Raw genomic sequence first — 6,673 nt, forward strand, 5'->3', positions numbered from 1 at the left:
CGAATGAGCGTGCTGACGCTGGCGCACCTGTACCCGCGCGAGATGAACATCTACGGCGACACCGGCAACGTCCTGGTGCTGCGCAAGCGGCTGCAGTGGCGCGGCATGGACGCCAAGGTCGTCGGCGTGCACGTGGGCGATCCGCTGCCGCCCGACACCGACATCCTGCTCGGCGGTGGCGGCCAGGACGCCGCCCAGGGTGAGATCGGCCGGGACTTCGTCAGCCGGGGCGCCGAGCTGCGGGCGATGGCCGACGACGGCGTGGTGATGCTGACCATCTGTGGCACCTACCAACTGCTGGGCCACCACTTCCTCACCAAGGACGGCCGCCGGATCGAGGGCGTCGGGGTGCTGGACGTGATCACCACCGGCTCCGACCAGCGGCTGATCGGCAACAACAACATCGACACCGACTGGGGCCGGCTGGTCGGGTTCGAGAACCACAGCGGCCTCACCGACCTCGGCCCCGGAGCCCAGCCCCTCGGCCGGACGGTTGCCGGTCGCGGCAACAACGGCAAGGACCAGACCGAAGGCGCTGTCCGCGACAATGTCTTCGGCACCTACCTGCACGGCCCGGTGCTGGCCAAGAGCCCGCGATTCGCCGACGAGCTGCTCAGCCGGGCCCTGGCCCGCCGCGGCGAGGACCCCGAACTCGAACCGCTGGACGACTCCCTCGCCCTGGGAGCCGCCGATGTAGCGGTCCGGCGCCCCCGGTGAGGGACGCAGCAGCGTGAGGGTGGCCAGCAGGATGACCGAGCCGTGAGAGCCGGCCGGCTGGCGGGGGCGGTCCTGCTGCTGGCGCTGGCCGGCTGCCAGTCCGGCGGCACCGGCACCGACCCGGCCGGTTCCACACCTGTGACGGCCTCGTCCCGGCCGACCGGCCTGGGCGGGGGCGGCGGCGAGCAGGCCAGCCCAGCTCCGAGCACCCTGCACAGCACCCCACGTCCCACCCTGACCACCCCCGGCACCGGCAAGGGCGCCAGGGAAGTGGCGGGCACTTGCCCGTACATCAGCGCCGCCCACTTCGCCGACATCGAAGGTGACCGGGTCGGGCGGGTGACGGTGCTGCAGAGCCGCCCGGTGGGCTGCCGCTTCTACTTCGAGTACGACCCCGCTGCCGTGGTGGGCGAGATCACCGTGGCCCGGTTCGGCACCGCCACCGAGGCCTACAACGCGATGGTCGGATCGGCCACCGGCCATCCGGAAGTCCAGTCCGATGCCGGTATCGGCGCCGGTGCGGTGGCCTTCCAGACCCCGCTGCAGGGCAGCCGGACCTGGCAGTGCGTCTTCGCCAAGGGCACCTCGGTGGTCACGGTGCGGACCCGGCAGCCATACCCTGCACTGAACGCCTTTCTCCTCGCCCGAGCGATAGTCCCGAAGATCAAGTAACCCGACAGGAGTTCTACACGTGACAGCAGCAACCCAGAAGGCCGTCCTGCACACCACGGCCGGCGACATCACCATCAACCTGTTCGGCAACCACGCGCCGAAGACGGTTGCCAACTTCGTGGAGCTGGCCACCGGCGGCAAGGAGTGGACCGACCCGCGGACCGGCAAGAAGACCAGCGCCAACCTCTACGACGGCACCATCTTCCACCGGGTGATCGACAACTTCATGATCCAGGGCGGCGACCCGCTGGGCCGGGGCACCGGTGGCCCGGGCTACAACTTCGCCGACGAGTTCCACCCGGAACTGAGCTTCGACCGGCCGTACCTGCTGGCGATGGCCAACGCCGGGCCGAACACCAACGGCAGCCAGTTCTTCATCACCACCACGCCGACCCCGCATCTCAACCGCCGGCACACCATCTTCGGTGAGGTCGCCGACGCCGACAGCCGCGCGGTGGTCGACGCGATCGGCACCACCCGCACCGGTGCCGCGGACCGCCCGGTCACCGACATCACCATCACCTCGGTGGAGGTCACCGAGGCCTAGGGTTTCCACAGCTTCCGACAGTTCACTTTGCAGACAGCTCACCTTGCAGCAGGCGCACCTTCCGGTAGCCCGCGCACCCACCGACCCGCCCGAGAGCGACGACATGCAGCCGACGCAACCGCCCGCCGGACCGGATCCGTACTACGGATTCGCCGGGTGCTACCGGCACCCGGACCGGCTCACCGGCGTGCGGTGCATCCGCTGCAACCGGCCGATCTGTCCCGAGTGCCAGCGGCAGGCCTCGGTCGGCTTCCACTGCCCGGACGATGTCCGGGCGGGGGCGGCCACGGTTCGGCGGGGCCGGACGGTGGTCGGCGCACCGGTCGGTTCGCAGGTCCCGTACATCACCTGGGCGCTGATCGCGCTGAACGTGCTGATCTACCTGGTGACCGGCCTGGGACCGGGCAGCTCGCTGATCGACAACACGAATACCGAGCTGTTCCGGGACTGGGAACTGGTGCCCAACGTGGTGGGCTTCCGGCACGACTACCTGCGGCTGGTGACGGCGGCCTTCCTGCACCTGGGGCCGCTGCACATCTTTCTGAACATGTTCGCGCTGCTGGCCATCGGCCCGCCGCTGGAGCGGGTGATGGGCTGGTGGCGCTACCTGGCCGTCTACCTGCTCGGCGCGCTCGGCGGCTCGGTCGCGATCCTGCTGTTCGGCGACGTCCGGCAGCCGGTGGTAGGCGCCTCCGGAGCGATCTTCGGGCTGTTCGCTGCGGCGCTGGTGCTGTCCCGGCTGGTCGGCTTCAACACCCGGGCCCTGACGATCACGATCGGCCTGAACTTCGTGTTCACCTTCTCGGTGCCCGGCATCTCCAAACTCGGCCATGTCGGCGGCTTCGTGCTCGGCGGCCTGGCGAGCCTGGCCCTGCTGGGCTGGAGCCTGAACAGCCGTAAGCCGTGGAATGACCGGTTGCGCACCATCCAGCTGGTAAGCCTTGCCGGGCTGCTGGCGGTGCTGGTGGCGCTGGCGCTGTGGCGAACCGAGCAGCTCCACGACCAGCTGTTGCGGGAGTTGAACGCGGTGAACGCGGTCTCCTCCCACGTCGGCAGCGGGAACCTGCCGTTGTCCACAGGAGTGGACGCAGCTGGGGAGAACTACAGCCGTGTAATCACAGGGGTGGAATAGCCTGTGGACAACGGTCGATCAACGCCAGCGGACCGCCAGGCCCAGGCCGACGATCAGGAAGCCGAAACCGACCGCGAAGTTCCAGCTGCCCAGGCTGTTCATGAACGGGATGCTTTCGGCCGCCATGTAGTAGACGACGATGTAGGCGAGCCCGATCAGCAGGAAGGCCGCCATCAGGACCGGGTACCAGGGCGGGCTCGGCTTGACCATCTTGGCTCCGCCGGACGAGGCACGAGGACCGCTCGCGGACGAGGGCTGGGGGTTCGGGTTCTTGCGGACCTTGGACTTGGGCACGTACGTCTCCTCATGGACCTGCTGGATGGACCTGTGGACTTGGCGCGACATGTCGGGCGGACATCCGGGCCCCACCGTCCGGGCGGCAACGCTGCGGCTAGCCTAATCGCCGCACCGGATGCGGGCACGCCCAGGCAGGCGCGGCGTCCGGCCGGGCGTGCCGGTCCTGGCAGGCGGCATCGCTGAATGGGACAGTAGGGACATGGTGGGCAGTACAGCCGGACAGCGCAAGGCCGCGAGCACCGCAGGCCCGCCGCCGCGCCGCCGGTTCCGCCGGCCGGCCAATCCGGGGCTCTGGCAGGTGCTGGTTCCGGTGATCACGCTGCTCGCCGGCCTGCTGGCCGCGACTACCGCCCACACCGCCCGTGGCACCGATCTGCGCTCGGCCGGCCGTAGCAACCTCGCCGACCTCATCCGGCAGGCCGAGAACAGGGTGGTGAGCGATGACAACCTGGTGCGGCAACTGCAGAACCAGGTGGCTGCCGCCACCGACCGGCTGGCCCGCTCCGACGAGCGCGTCGCGGCCATCAAGGCCCGGGCCCAGCCGCTGCGGGCACCGGCCGGGCTGGTCGCGATGACCGGTCCCGGGCTCACCGTCACCCTGGACGACGCCCACCCCGCCGAGCCCGAGACCGACCCGGTGAAGGCCAATGCCCTGGTGGTGCACCAGTCCGACATGCAGGCCGCGGTGAATGCCCTGTGGGCCGGCGGCGCCGAGGCGATCATGGTGATGAACCAGCGGCTGGCGGCCACCAGTGCGGTCCGCTGCGTCGGCAACACCCTGCTGCTCAACGGCCGGGTCTACTCGCCGCCCTTCACGATCGCTGCCATCGGGCCGGTGCCCGGGATGCGGAACGCACTTGAGGAGTCGGTCAACCTGCAGCAGTACCGTAAGGACGCCGACGCCTACGGCCTGGGCTACCAGGTGGACGAACACACGCACATCGACGTGCCTGCCTACGACGCCCCGATCGGGTTGAGCTACGCCGCCGTAGGCGGTTGACTCCTACCGGCTGAACCGGATTCGGCTGGGTATGTGCGGGGGAGAAGGGAGACACGAGCACCCGATGGTTGGCAAGCATCGCGGTGGTTGGGATTTCTCCGCCGCGGCTGAAACCCCGGCCGGTGCCCTGCGCCCGCGCAAGCGCCGCGGCAGCCGCCGCCGGCGCGGTGACCATCCCGGCAGCGTGGGGCCGCACGACTCCGACCAACACCGCGGTTCCGACCAAGACAGCGGCTCCGACCAAGACAGCGGCTCGGACCGACACCGCGGTTCCGACCAGCACAGCGGCTCCGACCAAGACAGCGACACCATGCTCCGCAGGTTCGCCCGGGGCGCCGGCGAGCTGCTGCTGACCTGCGGCGCCGTCCTGCTGCTGTTCGTCGTCTACGAGGTATGGGTGTCGAACGTGTTCGCCCACCACAAGCAGGCCCAGCTCCACCGGCAGCTGGCCACCGCCTGGCAACGCGGCCAGGACCCGCTCAAGGGCCAGGACCGGCTGAACCTGCCGGTGGGCAAGCAGGTGGTGCTGCCCACCGGGCAAGGCTTCGCCAACCTCTACATCCCCGAGTTCGGCAAGGACTTCGCCCGGACCATCGTGCAGGGCACCTCGGACGGCGACCTGGAGGCCGGCCCAGGCCACTACGTCACCAGCCAGCTGCCCGGGCAGGTGGGCAACTTCGCCGTCGCCGGGCACCGGGTCGGCAAGGGTGAGCCGTTCCTCAACCTCGACAAGCTGCATCCCGGCGACACCATCGTGGTGCAGACCGCCAGCAACTGGTACGTGTACTCCGTCCTGGGCAGCCGGTCGGCCTACGCCGCCGCCAGCAAGCTCGCCGATCCGGCCCGCCGAGCGGCGGCCATCGCCGCCGCGCTGGCGGCACCGGACAGCCAGGGGGTGCCGGGCCGGGAGATCGTCAGCCCAGGCGCGGTCCAGGTGATCGATCCGGTGCCCAACCACCCGTCGGCCACCGCGACCCGGGCGCTGCTGACCCTGACCACCTGCCATCCCAAGTACTCGGCCGACAAGCGGATGATCGTGCACGCCCAGCTGATCCGCGCCGTGCCGCACGCCGGCTCGGTGCTGCCCAAGGAACTACCCGGCGGGAAGATCTAGGTGTACGGCTGGATCTGGCGGCGACTGCCGGGCGGCACCGCCCTGCGGGTGCTGCAGGCGCTGCTGCTGATCGCGCTGGTGTCCGCCCTGCTGCTGTTCGTGGTCTTTCCCTACCTGGAGCCGCGGCTGCCCGAGAATCCGCTGACCGGACCCGTCACCGTCGACCGGTAGCCGGCAGGCGCACACTGGTGGTCATGACGCGCATCCTGGTCATCGACAACTACGACAGCTTCGTCTACAACCTCGTGCAGTACCTGGCACAGCTGGGTGCCGAGGTCGTGGTCCGCCGCAACGACGAGGTCACCGTGGCCGAGCTCGACGGCTTCGACGGCGTCCTGATCTCACCCGGGCCGGGGACGCCCGAGCACGCCGGCGTCAGCATGGCGGTGGTGACCGCCGCCGCCGAGGCGGAGTTGCCGGTCCTCGGGGTGTGCCTGGGCCACCAGGCGATCGGCGTGGCGTTCGGCGCGGTGGTGGAGCGGGCGCCGGAGCTGTTGCACGGCAAGACCAGCGATGTGTTGCACTCCGGGGACGGGGTGCTGACCGGCCTGCCGACGCCGTTCACCGCGACCCGCTACCACTCGCTGACCGTGCGGGAGGACACCCTGCCCGACGAGCTCCAGGTCACCGCCCGGACGGCCTCGGGCGTGGTGATGGCGGTGCGGCACCGCAGCCTGCCCATCGAGGGCGTGCAGTTCCATCCCGAGTCGGTGCTGACCCAGGGCGGTCACCGGATCCTGGCCAACTGGCTGATCCGGTGCGGCGGCCAGGTGGACTGGGCGCGGGTCTCCGAACTCGGGGCCGGCCTGGACGCCCTGCGCGGCCAGGCCTTCAGCTCTGCCATCTAGCCGTCCGAGGCTCCCGCGGCGAGCGGCCCCCGTCTCACTGTCAGCGCAGCGGCTCGGCCAGCGCGCCGTCGGCCACCTCTACCGCCCGCCCGGACCGGACGAACTCCACCGCCGCCTCGATCTCCGGTGCCAGGTACCGGTCCGGCCCCGGGCCGGGCACCGACTCGCGCAGCGCACCCAGCACCGCGCCGGTGGCCGGTCCCGGCAGCAGCGGCCGGCGCAGGTCCAGCGCCCGGGCCGCGCTGAGCAGTTCGATGGCCAGCACCCGGGCCAGGCCGTCCACCGACCGGCGCAGCTTGCGCGCCGCCGACCACCCCATCGAGACGTGGTCCTCCTGCATCGCCGA

10 protein-coding genes are annotated in these 6,673 nt (G+C 70.6%); 8 read left to right on the forward strand and 2 right to left on the reverse strand.

What is annotated here, in order from left to right; genetic code table 11:
* Positions 1–3 precede the first annotated feature (3 nt).
* From VF542_RS18150 to VF542_RS18165, 4 genes are read left to right on the forward strand one after another with little or no spacing between them, the layout of a single operon-like run.
* Positions 4–717: a type 1 glutamine amidotransferase gene (locus tag VF542_RS18150; protein ID WP_408653103.1), complete on the forward strand. Its 714-nt coding sequence runs from the start codon at positions 4–6 to the stop codon at positions 715–717.
* Between the two features lie 42 nt (positions 718–759).
* Positions 760–1,389 (forward strand): hypothetical protein, encoded by a 630-nt coding sequence (locus VF542_RS18155; protein ID WP_408653104.1) that lies wholly within the window; start codon positions 760–762, stop codon positions 1,387–1,389.
* A gap of 19 nt (positions 1,390–1,408) precedes the next feature.
* A complete protein-coding gene (locus tag VF542_RS18160; RefSeq protein WP_408653105.1) occupies positions 1,409–1,936 on the forward strand; it encodes a peptidylprolyl isomerase in 528 nt (175 codons plus the stop codon).
* Positions 1,937–1,979: 43 nt separating this feature from the next.
* Positions 1,980–3,068 carry a rhomboid family intramembrane serine protease gene (locus VF542_RS18165; RefSeq protein ID WP_408653106.1) on the forward strand — a complete coding sequence of 363 codons (1,089 nt, stop codon included), beginning with the start codon at positions 1,980–1,982 and terminating at the stop codon, positions 3,066–3,068.
* An 18-nt stretch (positions 3,069–3,086) separates the two neighbouring features.
* Here the strand turns inward: VF542_RS18165 and VF542_RS18170 are convergent, their stop codons facing one another.
* A complete protein-coding gene (locus tag VF542_RS18170) occupies positions 3,087–3,362 on the reverse strand; it encodes a cell division protein CrgA (RefSeq protein WP_408653107.1) in 276 nt (91 codons plus the stop codon).
* 202 nt (positions 3,363–3,564) lie between these two features.
* On the opposite strand from VF542_RS18170, the gene VF542_RS18175 reads away from it, so the two are divergent.
* The 4 genes from VF542_RS18175 (at position 3,565) to VF542_RS18190 (ending at position 6,327) form a co-directional block, all read left to right on the forward strand.
* Positions 3,565–4,365 carry a DUF881 domain-containing protein gene (locus VF542_RS18175; RefSeq protein ID WP_408653108.1) on the forward strand — a complete coding sequence of 267 codons (801 nt, stop codon included), beginning with the start codon at positions 3,565–3,567 and terminating at the stop codon, positions 4,363–4,365.
* Between the two features lie 64 nt (positions 4,366–4,429).
* Positions 4,430–5,479, forward strand: a complete 1,050-nt coding sequence (locus VF542_RS18180) for a class E sortase (RefSeq protein WP_408653109.1) — start codon at positions 4,430–4,432, stop codon at positions 5,477–5,479.
* A complete protein-coding gene (locus VF542_RS18185; RefSeq protein WP_408653110.1) occupies positions 5,480–5,650 on the forward strand; it encodes a hypothetical protein in 171 nt (56 codons plus the stop codon). It begins immediately after the preceding gene.
* 23 nt (positions 5,651–5,673) lie between these two features.
* Positions 5,674–6,327: an aminodeoxychorismate/anthranilate synthase component II gene (locus tag VF542_RS18190; protein ID WP_408653111.1), complete on the forward strand. Its 654-nt coding sequence runs from the start codon at positions 5,674–5,676 to the stop codon at positions 6,325–6,327.
* Between the two features lie 40 nt (positions 6,328–6,367).
* On the opposite strand, the gene VF542_RS18195 is transcribed toward VF542_RS18190, so the two are convergent.
* A partial coding sequence (locus VF542_RS18195; RefSeq protein WP_408653112.1) for an aromatic amino acid lyase occupies positions 6,368–6,673 on the reverse strand: 306 nt, incomplete at its 5' end.

Source organism: Jatrophihabitans sp. (assembly GCF_036389215.1).
Lineage (GTDB): Bacteria > Actinomycetota > Actinomycetes > Mycobacteriales > Jatrophihabitantaceae > Jatrophihabitans_A.